At 61.1% G+C, this 21,340-nt stretch carries 18 protein-coding genes and 1 riboswitch; of the genes, 6 read left to right on the forward strand and 12 right to left on the reverse strand.

What is annotated here, in order from left to right; translation table 11 throughout:
• Positions 1 to 77 precede the first annotated feature (77 nt).
• On the forward strand, positions 78 to 1,607 hold the full coding sequence (locus tag ACJJU9_RS22700; RefSeq protein ID WP_407729579.1) for an AhpA/YtjB family protein: 1,530 nt from the start codon (positions 78 to 80) through the stop codon (positions 1,605 to 1,607).
• Positions 1,608 to 1,773: 166 nt separating this feature from the next.
• Here the strand turns inward: ACJJU9_RS22700 and ACJJU9_RS22705 are convergent, their stop codons facing one another.
• The 9 genes from ACJJU9_RS22705 to ACJJU9_RS22745 form a co-directional block, all read right to left on the reverse strand.
• The gene (locus tag ACJJU9_RS22705) at positions 1,774 to 2,478 is read right to left on the reverse strand and encodes a membrane integrity-associated transporter subunit PqiC (RefSeq protein WP_174479310.1); all 705 of its coding nucleotides are present in this window, start codon (positions 2,476 to 2,478) and stop codon (positions 1,774 to 1,776) included.
• A gap of 171 nt (positions 2,479 to 2,649) precedes the next feature.
• The gene (parC, locus tag ACJJU9_RS22710; protein ID WP_123751146.1) at positions 2,650 to 4,914 is read right to left on the reverse strand and encodes a DNA topoisomerase IV subunit A; all 2,265 of its coding nucleotides are present in this window, start codon (positions 4,912 to 4,914) and stop codon (positions 2,650 to 2,652) included.
• Between the two features lie 11 nt (positions 4,915 to 4,925).
• Positions 4,926 to 5,447, reverse strand: coding sequence for a TIGR02281 family clan AA aspartic protease (locus tag ACJJU9_RS22715; RefSeq protein ID WP_153373562.1), 522 nt, complete (start codon positions 5,445 to 5,447; stop codon positions 4,926 to 4,928).
• Positions 5,444 to 6,424 (reverse strand): esterase-like activity of phytase family protein, encoded by a 981-nt coding sequence (locus ACJJU9_RS22720; protein ID WP_407729580.1) that lies wholly within the window; start codon positions 6,422 to 6,424, stop codon positions 5,444 to 5,446. Before ACJJU9_RS22720 ends, ACJJU9_RS22715 begins: the two co-directional genes overlap by 4 nt.
• The gene (gene parE / locus ACJJU9_RS22725) at positions 6,424 to 8,325 is read right to left on the reverse strand and encodes a DNA topoisomerase IV subunit B (RefSeq protein ID WP_153391355.1); all 1,902 of its coding nucleotides are present in this window, start codon (positions 8,323 to 8,325) and stop codon (positions 6,424 to 6,426) included. The genes ACJJU9_RS22720 and parE overlap by 1 nt, the downstream gene beginning before the upstream one ends.
• Before the next feature lie 51 nt (positions 8,326 to 8,376).
• Positions 8,377 to 8,985 (reverse strand): YqiA/YcfP family alpha/beta fold hydrolase, encoded by a 609-nt coding sequence (locus ACJJU9_RS22730; protein ID WP_407729581.1) that lies wholly within the window; start codon positions 8,983 to 8,985, stop codon positions 8,377 to 8,379.
• A gap of 109 nt (positions 8,986 to 9,094) precedes the next feature.
• Positions 9,095 to 9,910 (reverse strand): 3',5'-cyclic-AMP phosphodiesterase, encoded by an 816-nt coding sequence (cpdA, locus tag ACJJU9_RS22735; protein WP_407729582.1) that lies wholly within the window; start codon positions 9,908 to 9,910, stop codon positions 9,095 to 9,097.
• Between the two features lie 131 nt (positions 9,911 to 10,041).
• On the reverse strand, positions 10,042 to 10,494 hold the full coding sequence (locus tag ACJJU9_RS22740) for a DUF1249 domain-containing protein (RefSeq protein WP_048366623.1): 453 nt from the start codon (positions 10,492 to 10,494) through the stop codon (positions 10,042 to 10,044).
• Entirely contained in the window at positions 10,485 to 11,108 is a 624-nt protein-coding gene (locus ACJJU9_RS22745; protein ID WP_123751141.1) for an NUDIX domain-containing protein, read from the reverse strand. Before ACJJU9_RS22745 ends, ACJJU9_RS22740 begins: the two co-directional genes overlap by 10 nt.
• Before the next feature lie 223 nt (positions 11,109 to 11,331).
• Here ACJJU9_RS22745 and ACJJU9_RS22750 point away from each other — a divergent pair, with 223 nt between their 5' ends.
• Positions 11,332 to 12,069: an RsiV family protein gene (locus ACJJU9_RS22750; protein ID WP_048366625.1), complete on the forward strand. Its 738-nt coding sequence runs from the start codon at positions 11,332 to 11,334 to the stop codon at positions 12,067 to 12,069.
• A 122-nt stretch (positions 12,070 to 12,191) separates the two neighbouring features.
• Here ACJJU9_RS22750 and cytX read toward each other — a convergent pair whose 3' ends face one another.
• Both cytX and thiC read right to left on the reverse strand, forming a co-directional pair.
• On the reverse strand, positions 12,192 to 13,454 hold the full coding sequence (cytX, locus tag ACJJU9_RS22755; RefSeq protein ID WP_407729583.1) for a putative hydroxymethylpyrimidine transporter CytX: 1,263 nt from the start codon (positions 13,452 to 13,454) through the stop codon (positions 12,192 to 12,194).
• 163 nt (positions 13,455 to 13,617) lie between these two features.
• Positions 13,618 to 15,507: a phosphomethylpyrimidine synthase ThiC gene (gene thiC / locus ACJJU9_RS22760; protein ID WP_048366627.1), complete on the reverse strand. Its 1,890-nt coding sequence runs from the start codon at positions 15,505 to 15,507 to the stop codon at positions 13,618 to 13,620.
• Between the two features lie 154 nt (positions 15,508 to 15,661).
• A riboswitch (TPP riboswitch) is annotated at positions 15,662 to 15,767 on the reverse strand.
• A 179-nt stretch (positions 15,768 to 15,946) separates the two neighbouring features.
• On the opposite strand from thiC, the gene ACJJU9_RS22765 reads away from it, so the two are divergent.
• Positions 15,947 to 17,383: a TolC family outer membrane protein gene (locus tag ACJJU9_RS22765; protein ID WP_407729584.1), complete on the forward strand. Its 1,437-nt coding sequence runs from the start codon at positions 15,947 to 15,949 to the stop codon at positions 17,381 to 17,383.
• A 77-nt stretch (positions 17,384 to 17,460) separates the two neighbouring features.
• Here the strand turns inward: ACJJU9_RS22765 and waaA are convergent, their stop codons facing one another.
• Positions 17,461 to 18,738, reverse strand: coding sequence for a lipid IV(A) 3-deoxy-D-manno-octulosonic acid transferase (gene waaA / locus ACJJU9_RS22770; protein ID WP_407729585.1), 1,278 nt, complete (start codon positions 18,736 to 18,738; stop codon positions 17,461 to 17,463).
• 148 nt (positions 18,739 to 18,886) lie between these two features.
• Here waaA and ACJJU9_RS22775 point away from each other — a divergent pair, with 148 nt between their 5' ends.
• The 3 genes from ACJJU9_RS22775 to ACJJU9_RS22785 all read left to right on the forward strand — a co-directional run bounded on the left by ACJJU9_RS22775 (position 18,887) and on the right by ACJJU9_RS22785 (position 21,303).
• On the forward strand, positions 18,887 to 19,219 hold the full coding sequence (locus ACJJU9_RS22775; RefSeq protein WP_048366630.1) for a multidrug efflux SMR transporter: 333 nt from the start codon (positions 18,887 to 18,889) through the stop codon (positions 19,217 to 19,219).
• Between the two features lie 99 nt (positions 19,220 to 19,318).
• On the forward strand, positions 19,319 to 20,494 hold the full coding sequence (locus tag ACJJU9_RS22780) for an NAD(P)/FAD-dependent oxidoreductase (protein ID WP_407729586.1): 1,176 nt from the start codon (positions 19,319 to 19,321) through the stop codon (positions 20,492 to 20,494).
• Positions 20,491 to 21,303, forward strand: coding sequence for an aldo/keto reductase (locus tag ACJJU9_RS22785; protein WP_407729587.1), 813 nt, complete (start codon positions 20,491 to 20,493; stop codon positions 21,301 to 21,303). The genes ACJJU9_RS22780 and ACJJU9_RS22785 overlap by 4 nt, the downstream gene beginning before the upstream one ends.
• Positions 21,304 to 21,340: the final 37 nt, after the last annotated feature.

Raw genomic sequence — 21,340 nt, forward strand, 5'->3', positions numbered from 1 at the left:
GGCATCGCCAAGGCTTTGCCGCCTCAGGGCTGCTCGCTATACTGCGCACCAACTTAACGGACTAAGAGCCGCGCTCAGTGAACCGGCCATCGCCTGTCAAAACCGATAACTTCTTCCTGCTGATCTTCCGGGCCCTTCGCGATAGACGCGTTCCGATAGCTCTGCGTATTGCCAGCCACAACGTGATTCTGGTCGCGTTGGCGTTGGTCATTTATGCAGTCGTCATGGGTTTGCAGTTCAAACAGGCCATGCACGAGCAAGCCGATGCGCTGGGTCAGAGCCTGACCACACAAACAGCCACGTCGGCCACCGAGTTGCTGGTGTCCAACGACATCCTCAGCCTCAACGTGCTGCTCAATAACCTGACGAAAAACCCGCTGGTGGCCCACGCCGCTATTTATAGCGTCGATAACCGCATCCTCGCCGAAGCCGGGCAACGCCCGAAAAGCGGCCTGCTGGGCGAAACCGAAGGCGTGTATCAAACCAAGATCACCTTTCAGGATGTAACCGCCGGGCATTTGCGCATCAGCCTGGACATGAACCAGTTCGAACAGCCGATGACCATCAGCTTGCAGAGCATGGGCATCCTGAGTGCCATTTTGCTGGCGCTGGCCTTGGCCTTGAGCTTGCGTTTGGGCAGGAACATTACGACACCTTTGTTGCAACTGCGTGTCTGGCTGCGTGAGCCGGACCCTTACACCCCGGCCATCAACCGCCAGGATGAAATCGGCGACCTCGCCCGCCAGTTGCACACCCGCTTGGCCCCACCAGCGCCGGAGCCGGAACCCGAGCCTGAACCGGAATACGACGACGAAGAAACCGAAGAAGACGAGCCGGCGTTCGAAGTGCGTAACCTGCGTGATCCGGGCTTTGATGAAACCCCGCCTGCACCGGCGCCAAAAGCTGCGCCGCGCCAGGTCATCAGTGCCGAAGAAGACGAAAACGACGACGAAGACCCGTTTGCCGACCTGCGCGACACGGCGTCCGAGGCGCCAGCGCCGGTGGTCAAGGCCCAACCGGCCAAGCCTGCCGCCCCGCAACCGAGTGCTGTACTGGCCGTACAACTGGGCGCCCAGGAGCAACTGCGTCGCCTGCCACGCGCCCGCTTGATGGAACTGCTGGAGCGTTATCGCGACTGTCTCAACCAAGCGGCGTCGTTGTACCAGAGCGAGCTGCACACGCTGAACGATGGCAGCACGCTGATGCTGTTCCACAGCGACGACAGCGGCGAAGACTACCTGACCAACGCCATTTGCTGCGGTGAACTACTGCGTGCGCTGGGCCATGCCTTGCAGATCGAAGTCGCAGACAGCGGCATCACCTTGCAACTGCAATTGGGCCTGGTGTTGGGCGAAGGTCTGAGCGGAATGAGCCAGATCGACCTGCTGCTAACCGAAACCGCCCAGGACGCCCTGGCCTTGTCGCAACACAGCCGCAACCTGCTGCTGGTAGAGCGCAAGATCAGCGACGACGCACTGATCCGTCAACGCGCGCGCATCCGCCCGATTGCCAGCCCCGAAGGCGCCTGCTGTGTTGAGCGCTTGATGGAACCCTACCCGTCCATGCTCGAACGCCAACTGGCGCGGATGCACGAGAACCGCGGGTAGGGCCTGACTGCGAACCCTGTAGTCGCTGCCGAAGGATGAGGCTGCGATGGGTTGCGAAGCGACCCCGGGCAGCGGTCCTTCGGCCCGCATCGCAGCCTCGTACCTCGTCAGCGACTACAAAAAAAATCCCGCACACGTGCGGGATTTTTTGTTTCTGGCCATCACCTCAGAAGCGGAACACTTCCATATCGGTGCGAATCGGTGAGGCGGTCGGGATCTTGGGCCTGTTCACTTCCTGCTTGGGCGCAGGCTTGGGCTCGGGCTTGTGCGGTTCGATCAAGGGCGGCTGGTTGGCCAATGGCTTGAGCGCCACGGTCAGTTGTTCGCTCAGTTGCTGCAACAACTCACCTTGGGCGCGGACCTGATCGGCCGTGCTGCCATCATGCTTCTGCTCAAGGTGCACCATGCGGCTGTCACGCACCTGACCGCGACGGTCGAGCAAACGCCATTGGGCATCAAGGATCGCTGGCTGGTTTTTACCCGAGTCCAACCGGGTGATCGACAGCAGCACTTGCACGTCCGGAGCAAACCCCGCAGTGGCCGGGGCCAGTACCACGCGCTGGCTGTCCAGACGCCAGGCCAACTGGCGCACCAGCAACTGGTCAATGTCAGACGACAAACTGCCCGCCCAACGACCATCGGTCGCCGCGCTCAGGCTGCCATCGGTTTGGCGCTGCAACAGGGTTTCACGTTGCAGGTAATCAGCCACGGTCACCGGGCCAAGAAGTACGGCCATGCCAGCGCTTTGCTTGGGCTGGCCGGGGTTGCCGCTGTCCAGTTGGTACAAGGACGCTGGCTGGTGCACGCTGCACCCCGCCAGGCCAAGCACACCGGCCAGCAACGCAATTAAAGGAAGGCGCAGAACGTTCATCATTCCATCCAGGTGGCCGCCACACGGCACGCCACAGTGTCATTCTCAGAAAATATCGGGCACATCGCTATCAGCTGTGCGAAAGAGCGCCATATCATCCGTGAATATGCGGCCTTACTCCAGCGCCGCAACGCCGATCTGCGCGAAAAAACCCAGATCGGCGCACCGCGCTTAGTTAGGCGTCTCTACCAAGAGGGCGTCTACGCGCTGGAAGCCACGCGGCAGCTTGTTGCCGCGGCGCCCGCGCTCACCTTTGTAGTGTTCAAGGTCATCGGCCTTGAGCGACAAGGTGCGCTTGCCCGCCTGCAACACCAGCGTGGCGTTGTCGGGCAGCACGGCGAGGTCGGTCACGTACTCTTCGCGACTGGCTACGCGCTCGCCCGGAATGCCGATGATCTTGTTGCCTTTGCCCTTGCCCAGTTGCGGCAGGTCACTGACTTTGAAAATCAACAGTCGGCCTTCGGTGGTTACCGCCGCCAGCCAGTTGTTTTCGCGATCTGCCACAGGGCGCGGAACCATCACTTGCGCGCCTTTTGGCAGGGTCAGCAAGGCTTTACCGGCTTTGTTCTTGGCTTGCAGGTCTTCACCTTTCACCACAAACCCGTAACCGGCGTCCGAGGCGATCACGTACAACGCGTCGTCGTCAGGCAGCAGCACGCATTCAAAGGTGGCGCCCGGTGGCGGGGCCAAACGCCCGGTCAGCGGCTCGCCCTGGCCACGGGCCGACGGCAAGGTGTGCGCCGCCACCGAGTAGCTGCGCCCGGTGGAATCAATAAACACGGCAAATTGGTTGGAGCGCCCGGCCGCCGCGGTTTTATAACCGTCGCCAGCTTTATAGGACAACCCGGTGGCGTCCAGGTCGTGGCCTTTACCGCAACGTACCCAACCTTTTTCAGACAGCACCACAGTGACGGCTTCAGTCGGGATCAGCTCGTTTTCCGACAGGGCCTTGGCTTCTGCACGGGCCACGATCGGGGAACGACGGTCGTCGCCGTAGGTTTCGGCGTCGGCCAGCAACTCGCTGCGCACCAATTTTTTCAGCTTGGCTTCGCTGCCCAGCAAGGTTTGCAGCTTGGCTTGTTCTTTACGCAGAGCGTCTTGTTCGTCGCGCAGCTTCATCTCTTCAAGGCGGGCCAATTGGCGCAAGCGCGTGTCGAGGATGTAGTCGGCCTGGGTTTCAGTCAGGGCAAAACGGGCGATCAATTCAGCCTTTGGGTGCTCCTCGGTCCGAATGATGTGGATCACTTCGTCGAGGTTCAGGTACGCGGTGAGCAAACCGTCCAACAGGTGCAGGCGGCGCTCGACTTTATCCAGACGGAACTGCAAGCGGCGGCGCACGGTTTGTACGCGGAATTCCAGCCACTCCACCAGCAAGGCACGCAGGTTTTTCAGTTGCGGCTTGCCATCCAGACCGATGATGTTGATGTTGACCCGGAAGGTCGACTCCAGCTCAGTCACGGCGAACAAGTGCTGCATCAGCTCGTCGAGATCGACCTTGTTGTTGCGCGGGATGATCACGATACGGCACGGGTTTTCGTGGTCGGACTCGTCACGCAGGTCGGTGACCATCGCAAGCTTGGTCGGCTTGGCCTGCATCAGCGCAGCGATCTGCTCCAGCACCTTGGCGCCCGACACCTGGTGCGGCAACGCCGTGACCACGATGTCGCCGTCTTCTACGTGATACACCGCACGCATGCGCACCGAGCCACGGCCGGTCTGGTAGATCTTCAGCAGGTCGGCGCGCGGGGTGATGATTTCAGCTTCGGTCGGGTAGTCCGGGCCCTGAATGTGCTCGCACAGTTGCTCGACGGTGGCCTTCGGCTCATCGAGCAAACGCACACAGGCGCTGGCGACTTCGCGCAGGTTGTGCGGCGGTACGTCGGTGGCCATGCCCACGGCGATACCGGTGGTGCCATTGAGCAGGATGTTCGGCAAACGTGCCGGCAACACCGCAGGTTCATCGAGGGTGCCGTCAAAGTTTGGCACCCAGTCTGCCGTGCCCTGGCCCAGCTCGCTGAGCAGCACTTCGGAGTACCGCGACAGGCGCGCTTCGGTGTAACGCATGGCCGCGAAGGATTTGGGATCATCCGGCGCACCCCAGTTACCCTGGCCGTCAACCAGTGTGTAGCGGTAGCTGAAGGGCTGAGCCATCAGCACCATGGCTTCGTAGCAGGCCGAGTCGCCGTGCGGGTGGAACTTGCCGAGCACGTCACCGACGGTACGCGCCGATTTCTTGTGCTTGGCGTCAGCGTCCAGCCCCAGCTCGCTCATGGCGTACACGATACGCCGCTGTACCGGCTTGAGGCCGTCGCCGATGTGCGGCAAGGCCCGGTCCATGATCACGTACATGGAGTAGTTGAGGTAGGCCTGTTCTGTGAAGTCGGCCAGTGACCGGCGTTCTACGCCGTCCAGGCTGAGATCAAGGGAGTCGCTCATGCGGACCTCATTCAGTTCGTTGTCTGGCGCAACAGCATGGTGCCGTCGCGCTGGGTAAATTCAAGTTTGTTCAAAGCGCTCATGCCCAGCAGCACTTGTTCGCCTTCAAGCCCCGGCACCGCCACTGCACGCACGTCGCGCAACACGATGGCGCCCAGTTGCAGGCGGTCGATTTGCGTGCGGTAGCCCTGAACCCGGCCATTGGCGGTGTTCAGGGTCACGGCGGCGCCCCTGGGCAATGCCAGTTGCCTGGCGAGTTCCTGCGGGACCGCCACATCGGTGGCCCCGGTATCGAGTAAAAATTCCACCGGCACGTTGTTGATCCGGCCGCTGGCGACAAAGTGGCCCTGCACGTTGCCGCGCAGGGTCACTTCGATATAGCCCTTGCCTTGCTGCGAGGCTACCTCGGTATTGGGGTTTTGCTGACGCTGCTCTACACGCCCGAAAAACTGCGTGGCCAGGTACAAACCGGCGCACCAGGCCACGATCATGAAGATGCGCCCCATCCCTTTACCCGGCGCCTGCTGGCTCATGACTTGGCGCTCCAGCCACCTTGCGGGGCAGCAAAGCGCCAGACAATCGGGCGTTTCTCGCCATCGGCGCGCACGTGGCTGCCGTTATCCACCCCGATCCACGCGCCTTTGGCGTCGATGACCAGCGCTTCGGCGTTGCCGTACGGGCTTTTGTACAAGCGCTCTTTGGTCAAGGCGTCGTTGGCAAATGACCAGCAACGCTCGACTTCACCGGTGTCCAGAGTGCGACGGCACACGCGGTAGGCCATGCGCTCAAGGGTAAACAGCTTGCCCTCGAACAGCGCCAGATCAGAAAAGTCCTTCTGCTGGGGCTTGCCCTTGAGTTGCGGCGGTGGCTGTTCAAGGCCGCCTTCGCTCATCAACACGCAACCGTTTTCACAGTCCCACACGCTCTGCTTTTTGCGGATGGTCAGCAAACCCCGGCGCTCGCGCTCGGCCGCCAACCAGAGCTGCGTGCCCTGCGGGTTGACCACAATGCCTTCAAACAGCGCATTAAAGTGCAGCAACATGCCGCTGGCGCGGGCCTGACGCACCAGCGCCGGGTCGATTTTGAGCCAGGCCGGGGCGCCAATCGGCGGCACCCGCAGCACGGCAGCATGGGCTTCACTGACCACGTAACGGTTACCGGCGTCGTCGCAGGTGATGCCTTCGAAATCCAGATCGCCGCCGCGCAGCGGGCTGATGGCTTTACCCATCATGCGCACGCCCCACGGCAAGCCGCTTTCGGGCGCAGGCGGCACCTCAATGGCCACCGCCTCGGCCTGCCATAGCGGGTCGCGGGTATCCAGACGGTACAGCTGATCATCATCGCGATCAGACACGGCCCACATCTCGCCCTGGCACATTGCCAGGCCGGACAAGTTACCCCCGCGAATGCCTGCCACCGGATGCTCGGACTGCAGCGCCAGCTCTGGCCAGGTATCCGCCAGAGCCGGGGCCGCACTCACACACAGCAGCGCCAGCAAGGCACTGCGCATCAGGCCAGCACCTGCAGATCGCCTTTGGATTCAAGCCAGGACTTGCGGTCACCGGCGCGTTTTTTCGCCAGCAGCATGTCCATCATTTCTGACGTCGCGGCGTAGTCTTCGAGGGTGAGTTGCACCAGACGCCGGGTGTTCGGGTCCATGGTGGTTTCACGCAGTTGCGGCGGGTTCATTTCGCCCAGGCCTTTGAATCGCGTGACCTGCGGCTTGCCGCGTTTTTTCTCGGCCACCAGACGGTCGAGGATACCGTCGCGCTCGGCTTCGTCGAGGGCGTAGAAAATCTCTTTGCCCAAGTCGATCCGGTACAGCGGCGGCATGGCCACGTACACGTGACCGGCGTCGACCAGCGGACGAAAATGCTGCACGAACAACGCGCAGAGCAAGGTGGCAATGTGCAGACCGTCGGAGTCGGCGTCGGCCAGGATGCAGATTTTGCCGTAGCGCAGCTGGCTCATGTCCGCCGCGCCCGGATCAACGCCAATGGCCACGGCGATGTTGTGCACTTCCTGGCTGGCGAGGACTTCGCTGCCGTCGACTTCCCAGGTGTTGAGGATCTTGCCGCGCAACGGCAGGATGGCCTGGAATTCTTTGTCCCGCGCTTGCTTGGCAGAACCGCCTGCGGAATCACCCTCTACCAGAAACAGCTCGGAGCGCATCGGGTCCTGCCCGGCGCAATCAGCCAGTTTGCCGGGCAAGGCCGGGCCTTGGGTGATGCGTTTGCGTTCGACCTTTTTGCTGGCCTTGAGGCGACGACCGGCGTTGTTGATCGCCAGCTCTGCCAGTTGCATGCCCAGTTCAGGGTTGGCGTTGAGCCACAGGCTGAACGCGTCCTTGACCACCCCCGAGACAAACGCCGCCGCTTCACGGGACGACAGACGCTCTTTGGTCTGGCCGGAGAACTGCGGCTCCTGCATTTTCATCGACAAGACGAAAGCAATGCGCTCCCAGACGTCTTCGGGCGCCAGCTTCACACCACGTGGCAGCAGGCTGCGGAACTCGCAAAACTCACGCATGGCGTCGAGCAAGCCCTGGCGCAAGCCGTTGACGTGCGTGCCGCCCTGGGCGGTCGGGATCAAGTTGACGTAGCTTTCCTGCACGCTGTCGCCGCCCTCGGGCAGCCACAGCAGCGCCCAGTCGACGGCTTCTTTATTACCCGCCAGGCTGCCGCAGAACGGCTCGTCTGGCAGGCGTTCGAATTCGCTGACCGCATCGACCAGGTACGAGCGCAGGCCGTCTTCGTAGTGCCACTCGACCTTCTCGCCGGTGCCTTTGTCTTCAAAGCTGACCAACAGGCCCGGGCACAACACGGCCTTGGCCTTGAGCACGTGCTTGAGGCGGCTGACCGAGAACTTGGGCGAATCGAAGTATTTAGGGTCCGGGGCGAAGTACACGCTGGTCCCGGTGTTGCGCTTGCCGACCGTACCGACGACTTCGAGGTCGGTGGCCTTGAAGCCATCGGCGAAGGTCATCTGGTATTCGTTGCCGTCACGCTTGACCTTGACCCGCACTTGGGTCGACAAGGCGTTCACCACCGAAATCCCCACGCCGTGCAGGCCGCCGGAGAACTGGTAGTTCTTGTTCGAGAACTTGCCGCCCGCGTGGAGCTTGGTCAGGATCAGTTCGACGCCTGAGACGCCCTCTTCCGGGTGAATGTCGACCGGCATGCCGCGCCCGTCGTCGCTGACTTCCAGCGAGTGGTCGGCGTGCAGGATGACTTGCACCGATTTGGCGTGACCGGCCAGGGCTTCGTCGACGCTGTTGTCGATGACTTCCTGGGCCAGGTGGTTTGGCCGACTGGTGTCGGTGTACATGCCGGGGCGTTTGCGCACCGGGTCGAGGCCCGAGAGGACTTCGATGGCGTCTGCGTTATAAGAGCTAGCGCTGGGAGTGGCCATAGGGTCTCGTCGTTAGTCGTAAGTGAAAAATAAGGGCCATTAGACTCGCGCTTAAAGCGCCGCGAAGTCGATGGCTTGATACTGAGGTGCCGCTATCCCGGCGAAACTCAACAGGCCCGGCAGTTGCTCGGCAAACCCTTGGTAACTGTGATCGCCGCCGCCCTGAATCCGTAACGCGCACGCGGCGTAGTACTGTTCGGCATGGCGGTAATCCAGGGTTTCGTCGCCGGTTTGCAACCACACCTGATAACGCTGCGGGTCTTGCGGGGCCGGAACTTCCAGCGCTGCCAGGGCCAGCACGTGATCGTGGGTCAGCTCCCAGGTTTCGCCGCTGTAAAAGTTGGTTTGCGTGCCCAGGTAGCCGTCGAAGTGACGATGCGGGCTGACGGCCGGGTTGACCAGCAAGGCGTTGAGCCCATGCTGTTCGGCCAGATACGTCGCATAGTAGCCGCCGAGCGAGCTTCCGACCAGCAAAGGACGGCCCAGTTCGCTGATTGCCGCCTGCAATTGCGCCATCGCTTCACGCGGATGGTGATGTAAGGCCGGAACGCGCAGGTGCTCACTCAGCCCGATGCGCTGCATCACGGTGGCCAGCTGGACGGCCTTTTTCGACTCGGGGGCGCTGTTGAACCCATGGATATACAAGATGGAACCCGACATGCACTAACTCCCGAGTACAGATTTAGCCGAACGCTGTTTCAAGAAAGACGCGCAGTTTAGCCTGACTCAAGGGGCCATGGCCGTTTCAAGATAATTCAGGCCCGCCCACTCAGTAATTGTTCGCGCTGTAATCGGGCGTGAACACAAAGTTATCCAGCCGCGACACGCCGGTGTCCAGCGCGCCATCGGGGTGCAGGCGGAGCCAGCGATAGCCGGGGGCCTCGCCGCTGACATCAAAATCTGTGCTGCCCGGCGTGAACTGCACGCAGGTAGAAGGCGTTGCCAGCAAGCGCACACCGTTGCGCACATGGTCGAAGGGCTGGTGGATATGCCCCCAGAGCACGGCGCGTACCTGCGGGAAGCGATCCAGCACGGCCCAGAACTCTTTAGCGTTGCGCAGACCGATCGGCTCGATCCATTCACTGCCCACCGGCACCGGGTGGTGGTGCAGGCAAACCAGATGATGACGCTGCGGCGCTTCGCTCACAGCCCGGGCGAGCAACTGTAATTGCTCCTCCTCCAGATAGCCCGGCGTGGCGCCCGGCACCTGCGAGTTGAGCAAAATGATGCGCCAGTTACCGATATCCACAACCGGATCGAGCAGACGGGTCTGCACGGTGGCTTCGCGCATCTGCGCCAATCGGTCGTGATTGCCGGGCAGCCAGCGGGCATTGGCGCACAACGGCTCGCTCACTTGCCGAAACCGCTGATACGCCGCAACGCTGCCGTCCTGAGCCAAATCGCCGGTGCCTAGCAGCAGATCGACCTGCCCCTGCTCGGCCCGCGCCTTGTCGACCACCTGTTGCAGGCTCTGCGCCGTGTTCAGCCCCAGCAGAGAGCCGTCTGCGTCAGCAAACAAATGGCTATCGGTCAGTTGCACCAGCAGCACCGAGTGTTCGGTGGTCGACGTGGAAGCGTTGGGCAAGGCGTTCTCCCGGTGGGTAGATAAATGGCGCGATTATGCCACTCCAGAACCCTCTGTAGGAGCGAGCTTGTCTCGCGATCTTTTGATCGTTAAAAGATCGCGAGGCAAGCTCGCTCCTACAGCAGGAAAGCCTAGCGGACTTCGGCGTACTCGTGCCCGCAGGCCAGGCAATGGCTCAGCCACTCACCCAAAAACACATTGAGCTGGGCCTTTTCGTCGGGCTGGTGCATCGCATCATTGGGGTAAGGATAGATGCTGCGAAAGCGCCGCGCATGTTCTGCGCCAATCACTTCGGCCATGCGCGCATCGTGGTACACCTGCACTTGCAGTTCCGGCACCGGCAGCCACGGCAGGCTGTGTTCCTGGCGCACGCGCAAGGTGCTGGTGTACGGGCAGTCAAGCATCACTTCAAGGGTCAGCACGCCGAGCATCTGCTCACCCTGAGTGACCGCGATCTGTCGCGCGCTCGGTTGCTCGCGCATGTCAGGCAATAAACGCATCAGCCGCGCATAGTTGGCTTCGCAGGCAGCCTGCAAACCAATCAAATCAACCCGGTAGCGATCACGGACGCCATTTACTGCCATAACCCCCTCACTTCAGCGCGGTTAAGCGCCAGCCACTGCAGGGCAATAATGCTCGCCGCGTTAGAAATACGTCCATCACGCACCGCTTGCAGCGCATCTTCATACGCCCATTTAGTCACGCGAATGTCTTCGGCTTCTTCGTCCAGACCATGCAGGCCGCCCGCATTGGAGCTGTCGCAACGCCCCAGAAAAACGTGCACAAATTCAGTGCTGCCGCCCGGTGAAGGGAAATAACGGGTAATGGGCCATAACGCCGAGAACGTCAGCCCCGCTTCCTCTTCGCCTTCGCGGTGGGCGATGTCTTCGGGGTCGTTTTCACCCTCTTTGTCGATCAGGCCGGCCACCAGCTCGATCAGCCACGGGTTGTCGATTTTGCCCAGGGCGCCAACGCGAAACTGCTCGATCAACACCACTTCGTCGCGCACCGGGTCATAAGGCAGCACACACACCGCGTCATGACGCACAAACACCTCACGACTGATCTCACGGCTCATGCCACCGGCAAACAGCTCATGGCGCAGGAAAACCCGGTCCAGTTGGTAAAACCCCTGGTAGCCGTTTTCGCGTTTTACGATCTCGACGGCGCTGGGCTTGGCCTTGGTGATGTCAGTCATGGAAAACCTCTTGCTGGCAAATTCACACCGGGGGTGACCCCACGGCATCGCGCATCCTAACGCGCCTGTGCTTCTGGATGCAGCCCCTTTTATAACGTGGGGATAGACGGATTGCCTGCAAACCAACTCTAATTGACACCTTCAAGCTTAGCGGCGAACTGACGCCCTTGTTGGCAGTCGAACGAGCCTGCGTTCACCTTTCTTTCGTTGATGAAGGACGACCATGTCACTTTTAAAACTGGCTTCCCTGACTTGCATCGCCCTCGCGCTGGGTGCTTGCCAGAGTGCTTTTCAACCCAAACCGCTGGCGTTCACCCCCGATGCTTCCGAGCAGGTCAAAGCGGGCTGCAAGGGCGATGACTGCCCGCTGGTCAACATTGAGACCGTGCACTTTGCAGCCGACCCGAAGCTGGACGCCCTGATCGAACAGCGCCTGCTGAAAATGACCGTCAACTCGCCGGACGACAAATTGGCGCCGTCGCTGAACGCTTACCGCGAACAGTTCCTGCGCACTGCCGACACCCGCAACAGCATGTATTTGCAGGCCAAGGTACGTGAGCAGCATGACGACTTGGTGATAATCGAGCTGATCAGCTACCTGGACACCGGCGGCGCGCATGGCATGCCGGGCCGTGGCTTTATCAACTGGTCGCGTAAAGACCATAAAGAAGTGACCTTGCAGGACATGCTCCTGCCGGGTCAGGAAAGAGCCTTCTGGGGCGCGGCCAAAGTGGCGCACAACAACTGGCTGATCAACTCGCACCGCAGCAACGATGCGGAGTTCGTCAAAACCTGGCCGTTCCAGCAAACCCCGAACGTGGCGCTGCTTAAAGACAGCGTCTTGCTCAAGTACGACGTGTACAGCATTGCCCCGTACTCCGATGGCAACGTTGAGCTGAGCATTCCGTATTCGCGTTTGAACGGGATTATCAAGCCGGAGTGGTTGCCGGGTCGCGGCTAACCCAAAACGCCCAAAACGTCTGTAGGAGCGAGCTTGCCTCGCGATCTTTTGATCTTTTTAAAAGATCGCGAGGCAAGCTCGCTCCTACAGTGGGTTTTGGGTTTTGGGTTTTGGGTTTTGGGTTAGTGTTTGCGGCCCAGCACCCACATCAGCAGCCCGGCCAGCAGCAACGCCGGCAAGGTTGCACCGACATCCGGGTAGAAGTTGGCCAGCAGGTGGTAGGTCAGCACCCCGCCCGACCAGGCCAGCAATGTCGGCCAGCGCAGCAGACCCGGTGTCACGTCGACGCTGCGTTTACGCACAATGAAGTGGTCCACCAGCACCACGCCAAACAACGGCGCAAACACCGAGCCAATCAGCAGCAAGAAGTTCTGGTACTGCGCCAGCGGCGCCAGCAGGGCGATCAAGGTGCAGATAACGCCAATGGCCAACGCCAGGTGCTCAACTTTCAAGCGCAGCAAGAACCCGCTGGAGACGGCCGCCGAGTGAATGTCGGCGAAGGCGTTTTCAGATTCATCGAGCAAAATCAGCAGCAACGGAATCCCCAGGCCAGCCCCCGCCAGCGCCAACAGCAGCGCATTGACTTCACCGCTCGGCGCGAACGCCAGGGTGTAGGCCACACCCAGACTCATCAGCCAGAAGTTGCCGATCAAAAAGCCCAGCGCGGTGCCGCCAAACACGCTTTTGGCGCGTTTGCCGAAGCGCGAATAGTCGGCGATCAGCGGTAGCCACGACAGTGGCATGGCAATCGCAATGTCGAAACCCACCGCGAACGGCATCGAACCGTCGCCCTTCTGCACCCATAATGCAGCCAGATCGGCCTTGGCGAAGAGGTTCCAGGTGAGCCACAGGCACGCGGCCAGCAACAGCCAGATGCCCCATTTGCGCAAGATCTTGCGCACAAACGCCAACGGCCCGCTGACCGCGAGCAGCGTGGCCAGGGCGCCGAAGAATAATGTCCAGAGCAGCGGATTGCTCAGCCAACTGCCCTCACTGAAGGCCCGCGCGCCAAGCAGGCTGGCGGCATCGCGCATCACAATGATTTCAAACGAACCCCAGCCAATCAGTTGCAGAACGTTCAACACGGCAGGGAGCATGGCACCGCGGCTGCCCAGGCTGAGTTTTAGCGCGGCCATGGAGGACAGCCCCGTGTCGCTACCGATCACACCCACCGACGCCAATAACGCCACGCCCACCAGCGTGCCGAGAAAAATTGCCAGCAGCGAACCCGACAGGCCCAGCCCCGGCGCCAACAAGGCCCCGGTCTGCAACACCATCAGCCCGACGCCGAGGGAGAACCACAAGGAAAACAGATCGCGAGCGCCGAAGACGCGCTTGTCCAACGGGACGGCGGTATCCGTTGAGTAAGTGCTGGGTGTGTTCAAAACATCATTCTCGAAAAGGACCAAACCCGTAGTCGCTGTCGAGGCACGAGGCTGCGATAAGGGCCGCAGGACCTTCAACAATAGGGTCGCTGCGCAACCCATCGCAGCCTCGTCCCTCGGCAGCGACTACAAATGGGCGCCAGCGGCGGCTGGCGCGTTTACATCACACCTTCTTGTACAACTGGCTGCCTTCCTGCTTGAAGCGCTCGGCCTGTTCCGCCAGGCCTTTGGCCACGTCGACGTCGACCGCTTCAATGCGTTGGTTGGCGGCGTAGATGCGCACTTCCTGGGTGATTTTCATCGAGCAGAATTTCGGCCCGCACATGGAGCAGAAATGCGCGACCTTGGCCGAGTCTTTCGGCAGGGTTTCGTCGTGGTACGAACGCGCCGTGTCCGGGTCCAGGCCAAGGTTGAACTGGTCTTCCCAACGAAACTCAAAACGTGCCTTGCTCAGCGCGTTGTCGCGGATTTGCGCACCGGGGTGGCCCTTGGCCAAGTCCGCGGCGTGGGCGGCGATTTTGTAGGTGATGATGCCGGTCTTCACGTCATCCTTGTTCGGCAAGCCCAAGTGCTCTTTGGGCGTGACGTAACAGAGCATGGCGCACCCGAACCAGCCGATCATCGCCGCGCCAATGCCCGAGGTGATGTGGTCGTAACCCGGCGCGATGTCGGTGGTCAGCGGGCCAAGGGTGTAGAACGGCGCCTCGTCGCAGCACTCCAGCTGCTTGTCCATGTTCTCTTTGATCAACTGCATCGGCACGTGGCCCGGGCCTTCGATCATGCACTGCACGTCGTGCTTCCAGGCAATTTTGGTCAGCTCGCCGAGGGTTTCCAGCTCACCGAACTGCGCGGCGTCGTTGGCGTCAGCAATCGAGCCCGGACGCAGGCCGTCGCCCAGCGAGAAGCTGACGTCGTAGGCCTTCATGATTTCGCAGATTTCGTCGAAATGGGTGTAGAGGAAGTTCTCTTTGTGGTGCGCCAAGCACCATTTGGCCATGATCGAACCGCCCCGCGACACAATGCCGGTCACGCGTTTGGCGGTCAGCGGCACGTAGCGCAGCAACACCCCGGCGTGGATGGTGAAGTAGTCCACGCCCTGCTCTGCCTGCTCGATCAGGGTGTCGCGGAACAGCTCCCAGGTCAGGTCTTCGGCCACGCCGTTGACCTTTTCCAGCGCCTGGTAAATCGGCACCGTACCGATCGGCACCGGCGAGTTGCGGATGATCCACTCGCGGGTTTCGTGAATGTGCTTGCCGGTGGACAAGTCCATGACCGTGTCCGAGCCCCAGCGAATGCCCCAGGTCAGCTTGGCCACTTCTTCTTCGATGGAGGAGCCCAGCGCGCTGTTGCCGATGTTGCCGTTGATCTTCACCAGGAAGTTACGGCCAATGATCATCGGCTCCAGCTCAACGTGGTTGATGTTGGCCGGGATGATGGCACGGCCGCGGGCGATTTCGTCGCGTACGAACTCAGGGGTGATTTCTTTCGGGATGTTGGCGCCGAAGCTGTGACCGGCGTGCTGCTGGTCCAGCAGGCCCGCCGCACGGGCTTCTTGCAGCTTCATGTTTTCGCGGATGGCGACGTATTCCATCTCGGCGGTGATGATGCCCTGACGCGCGTAGTGCATCTGGGTGACGTTGGCCCCGGCCTTGGCCCGGCGCGGGTTTTTCACGTGGGCGAAACGCAGTTTGGTCAGTTCGGCGTCTTCGAGGCGCATTTGCCCGAAGTTCGAGCTCAGGCCCGGCAGGCGTTCGGTGTCATCGCGGTCGTTGATCCAGGCTGAACGCACGTCGCCCAAGCCTTTGCGCACGTCAATCTGTACAGAAGGGTCGGTGTACGGGCCTGAAGTGTCGTAGATCAATACCGGCGCATTGATTTCACCGCCAAAATCGGTCGGCGTGACATCAAGGCTGACTTCACGCATCGGCACCAGAATGTCCGGGCGCGAACCCTGTACGTAAACTTTTTGCGAGCGGGTAAACGGCTTGACCGACTGCTCATCGACCTTGGCCGAATCACTGAGATTGATCGCGTTTTTTAGTGTTGTACTCATCACGGCTCTCCAGACTGCATCCAGGTGGATTGTCGGAGGGAGAACCTGAAAAAAGCACGGACGCACCCAAGGACCGGGTGCTGAGTGACGACCTCGAACGATTGATCATTTTTTGAACAATCGATCCCGGACGGCACTCAAGAGGACTCGCCGGGAGACGAGAAATCTTGTTCCCTACGCAGGCGCTAACCTGATCAGGTTCAACGGGATCCGAAATTATTCGATCTCAGCCTCATAGCAAGGCACCCCGACAAGAACACGGCCAATATAAAGAAGTGTGTGGCAGAACGCCAACCCTGAAATAAACAGCATGACGAAAGAGACAACAACGGCATTGTTGCAAGGTGTCACGGCTACTACACTCGCTACGTCTTGAAACTCCGAGTGCCAAAACACGGCCTCGATAATCAATCTCGCATTATTGAACTAGGGATCGCTCATGCTGCGCAAACTCTCGCTGGCTATCGCCGTGTCTTGGGCGACCAACGCTATGGCTGTGGATTCACCCGCGCCTGTGTCCAACCAAAACGGTCTGGTCAGCGTTTACCAGGAAGCTGTCGACAATAACGCCGATCTCGCGGCAGCTCGCGCCAGCTACTCGGCACAAAAGGAAGTCGTCCCCCAGGCCCGCGCCGGTTTGCTGCCTAATTTATCGGGCGGCGCCGAGTCGAGCAGCGTGCGCACCTCCATCGACAGGCCGTCGATGACCACCAACCGCAGCTTGATGGTTTACCAGGCCACACTGGCCCAGCCGCTGTTTCGCATTGACCGCTGGTTCCAGCTCAAGGCCGCTGAGTCGATCAATGAACAGGCCGCGCTGCAACTCTCGGCCACTGAGCAAAACCTGATTCTGCAAAGCGCCAATGCTTACTTCTCGGTGTTGCGTGCCCAAGACACTCTGGCCGCGACCAAGGCCGAAGAAGCCGCGTTCAAGCGTCAATTAGACCAGTCCCGCGAGCGTTTTGATGTGGGCCTGTCAGACAAGACCGACGTGCTGCAATCCCAGGCCAGCTACGACACCGCCCGTGCTAATCGCATGCTCGCCAAGCGCCAGGTCGAAGACGCCTTTGAAGCGCTGGTCACGCTGACCAACCGCCAGTACAACGCCATTGAAGGCATGCGCCACAGCCTGCCGATTTTGCCGCCCACGCCAAACGACGCCAAAGCCTGGGTAGACACCGCCGCGCAGCAGAACCTCAACTTGCTGGCCAGTAACTACGCGGTAGACGCCGCGCAAGACACCCTTAAGCAGCGCAAGGCTGGCCACGCGCCGACCGTGGACGCCGTGGCGCAATACAAGACCGGTGATAACGATGCGTTCGGCCTGACCAACCCCAACAGCCTGAGCCAGCGCTATGGCGGCCCGGTCAACCAGACCAGCATCGGCATTCAGTTGAACATCCCGATTTACAGCGGCGGCCTGACCAGCTCGCAAGTGCGCGAGTCGTACTCTCGCCTGGACCAGACCGAGCAGCAGCGTGAGCAACTGCGCCGCCAGGTGGTGGAAAACACCCGCAACCTGCACCGCGCGGTGAATACCGATGTCGAGCAGGTAAAAGCGCGCAAACAGTCGATCATCTCGAACCAAAGCGCCCTGGAAGCCACGGAAATCGGTTATCAGGTGGGTACACGCAACATCGTTGACGTGCTCGACGCCCAGCGCCAGCTGTACAACTCGGTGCGCGACTACAACAACAGCCGCTACGACTACATCCTCGACAACCTGCGCCTTAAACAGGCGGCGGGCACGCTGAACCCGGGCGATCTGGATGCATTGTCGCGTTACCTGAAAGCCGATTACAACCCGGACAAAGACTTCCTGCCGCCAGACCTGGCCCAGGAAGCGGCTGCCAACATTCGTAACGCCGGTCAGTAACCCTCTGTAGGAGCGAGCTTGTCTCGCGATCTTTTAAAGATCAAAAGATCGCGAGACAAGCTCGCTCCTACAGGGCGTCATCGACTTAGTAATCGACCCAACCCGTCCAGCAAGCGCTGCAAGGCGCCCTGGTTGGCGAGCATCACGTTCAAACCGGCCTGGCCCATGTGCCGGGCGTCTTGCGGCAGTTCAAACAAGCGCCGTACCGCCACTGCCAAGGCTTGCGCATCGTCCACTTCTTCCAGCGCCCCGGCGTCACGCAACAGCGCGGCGATTTCGAGGAAGTTGAACAGGTGCGGCCCGCTCAGCACCGGCTTGGACAGCGCCGCTGGCTCCAGCAGGTTGTGCCCGCCATTAGCCACCAGGCTGCCGCCCACAAACGCGCTGTCGGCCAGGGCGTACAAAAACAGCAGCTCGCCCATGGTGTCGCCCAACAGCACCTGTGTTTGCGCGCTAACCGGCGTTGCGGCCGAGCGCCGTACCGTGTCGAACCCTTCGCTTTGGCACAACGCGAACACCGAGTTAAAGCGCTCCGGGTGGCGCGGCACCAGGATCAACAAGGCGTTCGGGTAGCTGGCGAGCAACTGCCGATGCGCCGCCAACACGATGGCGTCTTCACCTTCATGGGTGCTGGCGGCGATCCACACCGGGCGCTCCAACGCCTGCCATTGCTCGCGCAGCTCACGGGCCTTGATCAGCAACTGGGGGTCAATCGTCAGGTCGAATTTGATCGAGCCGGTCACTTGCACGCACTCGGGGCGGGCGCCCAACTGGCGGAAACGCTCGGCTTCGGTTTCGGTCTGCGCGGCAATCAGGCTCATCTCTTCGAGCATTGGCCGGGTGAGCTTGGCAAACCGCGCATAGCCTTTGGCCGAACGGGCCGAGAGGCGCGCATTGGCCAGCGCCACCGGGATGCCGCGCTTGGCGCATTGGTGGATATGGTTAGGCCACAGCTCGGTTTCCATGATCACCGCCAGTGTGGGCTGCACCCGATCCAGAAAACGTGCGGCGGCCCATGGCAGGTCGTAAGGCAAATAACAGTGCTGGATGCGCGGTTCGTCGGCGAACAGGGCTTGAATGCGCTCCGATCCGGTCGGGGTCATGCAGGTCACGGTAATCGGCAACTGTGGATAACGTTGCAGCAACGCCCGGATCATCGGGGCGGCGGCAATACTCTCGCCCACGGACACGGCGTGTACCCAGATCCCGCCCGGCTGCATGGCGGGCATATTCAGCGCGAAACGCTCGCCAATGCGCTTGGCATACGCCGGGGCCTTGCGTGCCCGCAGCCATAAGCGAATCGCCACCAGCGGCAGCCCCAGATGAAACAGCAAGGTGTAGAGAGTTCTATTCATGGGCCCGGAGTTTACTTGAAAACGACCTCCACGATGATGGCACCGAACACGCCCATTTCAAGGCGCGACAAAAAGCCCCCTACACACTTTTACAACCACTAGAATGCCGTGCTGTTAAATTGCTTCGCCACACACTCAGGATTGCACCATGACCGCTTACTACTACCTGGCTATCGCTATCTGCGCTGAAGTCATTGCCACTGTTTCGATGAAAGCGGTCAAAGGGTTCAGTACGCCATTGCCACTCATTTTGGTGATTGTGGGCTACGCCACCGCGTTCTGGATGTTGACCCTGGTGGTGCGCACCATCCCCGTGGGCGTTGCTTATGCCGTGTGGGCGGGCATGGGCATTGTGATGGTGAGCGTTGCCGCCTTGTTTATCTACGGGCAAAAACTCGACCTGCCGGCCATGCTCGGCATGGGCCTGATTGTGCTGGGCGTGGTGGTGATTCAACTGTTTTCCAAAACGGCAGGGCATTAAAGCTTTGCCACTGTAGCCCCTCTTTTCTGGGCACCTCAAAGGCAGAGTCGGGATCAGGCTGTATACTCCCAGCCTTGTCTTTCAACGCTGAGGTCGCCCATGGCATCTGTAATTTCCACCGACGTGCTGATTGTCGGCGCTGGCGTCGCTGGCCTCTGGCTCAATGCCCGCCTGCGTCGTCAGGGTTTTTCCACGGTGCTGGTTGAAAACCATTCGCTGGGTGGCGCACAGACCCTGAAGTCTCAGGGCATTATTCACGGCGGCGCCAAATATGCGCTGCACGGCGCGCTGACCGGCGCTTCCGAAGCCATTGCCGATATGCCGCGCCGCTGGCGCGAGGCCCTTGCCGGTGACGGCGAGCTGGACTTTAGCGGCGTGCGCCTGCTCTCCGAAGCCCATTACCTGTGGTCCCCCGGCACGCTGGCAGGCAACCTGACCAGCTTTTTTGCGAGCAAGGCCGTGCGCGGCCGGGTCGATCAGGTCAAGGGCGATCAATTGCCGCCTGCCCTGCAAAACCCGCGCTTCAAGGGCAAGGTGTACCGCTTGGCCGAGTTGGTGGTGGATGTGCCCAGCCTGGTCGAGCGCCTGGCCGAACTGGCCGGTGACAGCCTGCTGGCAGGGCAAAAGGTCGAGCCGCTGTTTGAGAATGAGCGCCTGATCGGCCTGCGGGTCGACGGCCTGGATATCCTCGCACAACGCATCGTGCTCAGCGCCGGGCAAGGCAATGCCGAGCTACTGGCCAGCCTTGAAATCAACGTCCCTGCCCAGCAACTGCGTCCCCTGCACATGGTGATGGTCAAAGGCCCGAGCCTTAAACCGCTGTATGCCCATTGCCTGGGCGGTGGCCCCAAGCCGCGCATCACCGTGACCACTCACCCGGCCGCCAACGGCGAATGGGTCTGGTATGTGGGCGGTGACATTGCCGAGGCCGAGGGCGTGGCCCGCACCCCGGACGAACAAATCGCCGCCGCCAAAAAAGAGCTGACAAGCCTGCTGCCATGGGTCGATCTGAGCCAGGCGCAATGGGCCACCCTGCGGGTCGACCGCGCTGAACCGGCGCAGTCCGGTCTGGTACGCCCGGATAACGCCTTCCTCGCCGATACGGGCCGTTTGCTGGTGGGCTGGCCGACCAAGCTGGCGCTGGCGCCGGACTTCTCGGACCGGGTCATCCACGCGCTTGAGCAAGACGGGATCAAACCCGGCAATGTGCCTGCGCTGCCGGACTTCCCTCGCCCGCCACTGGGCAAAACCGCTTGGGAGCAACTGCTGCCATGAGCCAGGCGACCCTGCACGATTTTCTGCGCCCGCTGGGCAGCACCGGCCTGCACGTGTCGCCGCTGGGCCTGGGCACCGTCAAGCTGGGCCGCGACCAAGGGGTGAAGTACCCCAACGGTTTTCAGATCCCGGATGACCATGAAGCCAAGATGCTGCTCAAGCTGAGCCGCGACCTGGGTATCAACCTGATCGACACCGCGCCCGCCTATGGGCGCAGTGAAGAACGCTTGGGCCCGCTGCTGCGCGGCCAGCGCCAGGACTGGGTGATTGTCAGCAAGGTCGGCGAAGAGTTCGACAACGGTGAGTCGCGCCACGACTTCAGCGCCAAACACACCCGCCGCTCGGTAGAACGTAGCCTGCAACGTCTGAAAACGGATTTTATCGACCTGGTGCTGGTGCACTCGGACGGCAACGACCTCGCGATCCTCAACGACAGCAAGGTGTACGCCACCCTCGCCGAGCTGAAGCAAGAGGGCAAGATTCGTGGTTTCGGCTTTTCTGGCAAAACGGTCAAAGGCGGCCTCAAGGCCCTGGAAAACGGCGACTGCGCCATGGTCACCTACAACCTCAATGAGCAAGCCGAGAAGCCGGTAATCGACTACGCCGCTGCCCATGGCAAAGCCATTCTGGTGAAAAAGGCCCTGGCCAGCGGCCATGTGTGCCTCAAACCCGGCATCGACCCGGTGCGCGCCAGCTTCGAACTGGTGTTTGGCCATCACGGGGTTGCCAGTGCTATTGTCGGCACTATCAATCCGCTGCACTTGGCCCATAACGTGGCAATGGTTGCGCAGGTTCTGCGTAACGCCTAAAGCCGCCGATTCGGCCGACCCCGACGCAAGAAGGAGC

It is taken from the genome of Pseudomonas helleri, from assembly GCF_045830615.1.
GTDB classification, from domain to species: Bacteria; Pseudomonadota; Gammaproteobacteria; order Pseudomonadales; family Pseudomonadaceae; genus Aquipseudomonas; species Aquipseudomonas helleri.

Excerpts from the sequence above, each read along its gene's own strand:
- ACJJU9_RS22730 (WP_407729581.1), bottom strand. The coding sequence starts at position 8,985 with ATGTCGGGTTCCATCTTGTATATCCATGGGTTCAACAGCGCCCCCGAG.
- ACJJU9_RS22720 (WP_407729580.1), bottom strand. The coding sequence starts at position 6,424 with ATGCGCAGTGCCTTGCTGGCGCTGCTGTGTGTGAGTGCGGCCCCGGCT.
- ACJJU9_RS22715 (WP_153373562.1), bottom strand. The coding sequence starts at position 5,447 with ATGAGCCAGCAGGCGCCGGGTAAAGGGATGGGGCGCATCTTCATGATC.
- parC (WP_123751146.1), bottom strand. The coding sequence starts at position 4,914 with ATGAGCGACTCCCTTGATCTCAGCCTGGACGGCGTAGAACGCCGGTCA.
- parE (WP_153391355.1), bottom strand. The coding sequence starts at position 8,325 with ATGGCCACTCCCAGCGCTAGCTCTTATAACGCAGACGCCATCGAAGTC.
- ACJJU9_RS22745 (WP_123751141.1), bottom strand. The coding sequence starts at position 11,108 with ATGACTGACATCACCAAGGCCAAGCCCAGCGCCGTCGAGATCGTAAAA.
- waaA (WP_407729585.1), bottom strand. The coding sequence starts at position 18,738 with ATGAATAGAACTCTCTACACCTTGCTGTTTCATCTGGGGCTGCCGCTG.
- ACJJU9_RS22740 (WP_048366623.1), bottom strand. The coding sequence starts at position 10,494 with ATGGCAGTAAATGGCGTCCGTGATCGCTACCGGGTTGATTTGATTGGT.
- ACJJU9_RS22775 (WP_048366630.1), top strand. The coding sequence starts at position 18,887 with ATGACCGCTTACTACTACCTGGCTATCGCTATCTGCGCTGAAGTCATT.
- ACJJU9_RS22765 (WP_407729584.1), top strand. The coding sequence starts at position 15,947 with ATGCTGCGCAAACTCTCGCTGGCTATCGCCGTGTCTTGGGCGACCAAC.
- thiC (WP_048366627.1), bottom strand. The coding sequence starts at position 15,507 with ATGAGTACAACACTAAAAAACGCGATCAATCTCAGTGATTCGGCCAAG.
- ACJJU9_RS22785 (WP_407729587.1), top strand. The coding sequence starts at position 20,491 with ATGAGCCAGGCGACCCTGCACGATTTTCTGCGCCCGCTGGGCAGCACC.
- ACJJU9_RS22780 (WP_407729586.1), top strand. The coding sequence starts at position 19,319 with ATGGCATCTGTAATTTCCACCGACGTGCTGATTGTCGGCGCTGGCGTC.
- ACJJU9_RS22705 (WP_174479310.1), bottom strand. The coding sequence starts at position 2,478 with ATGAACGTTCTGCGCCTTCCTTTAATTGCGTTGCTGGCCGGTGTGCTT.
- ACJJU9_RS22750 (WP_048366625.1), top strand. The coding sequence starts at position 11,332 with ATGTCACTTTTAAAACTGGCTTCCCTGACTTGCATCGCCCTCGCGCTG.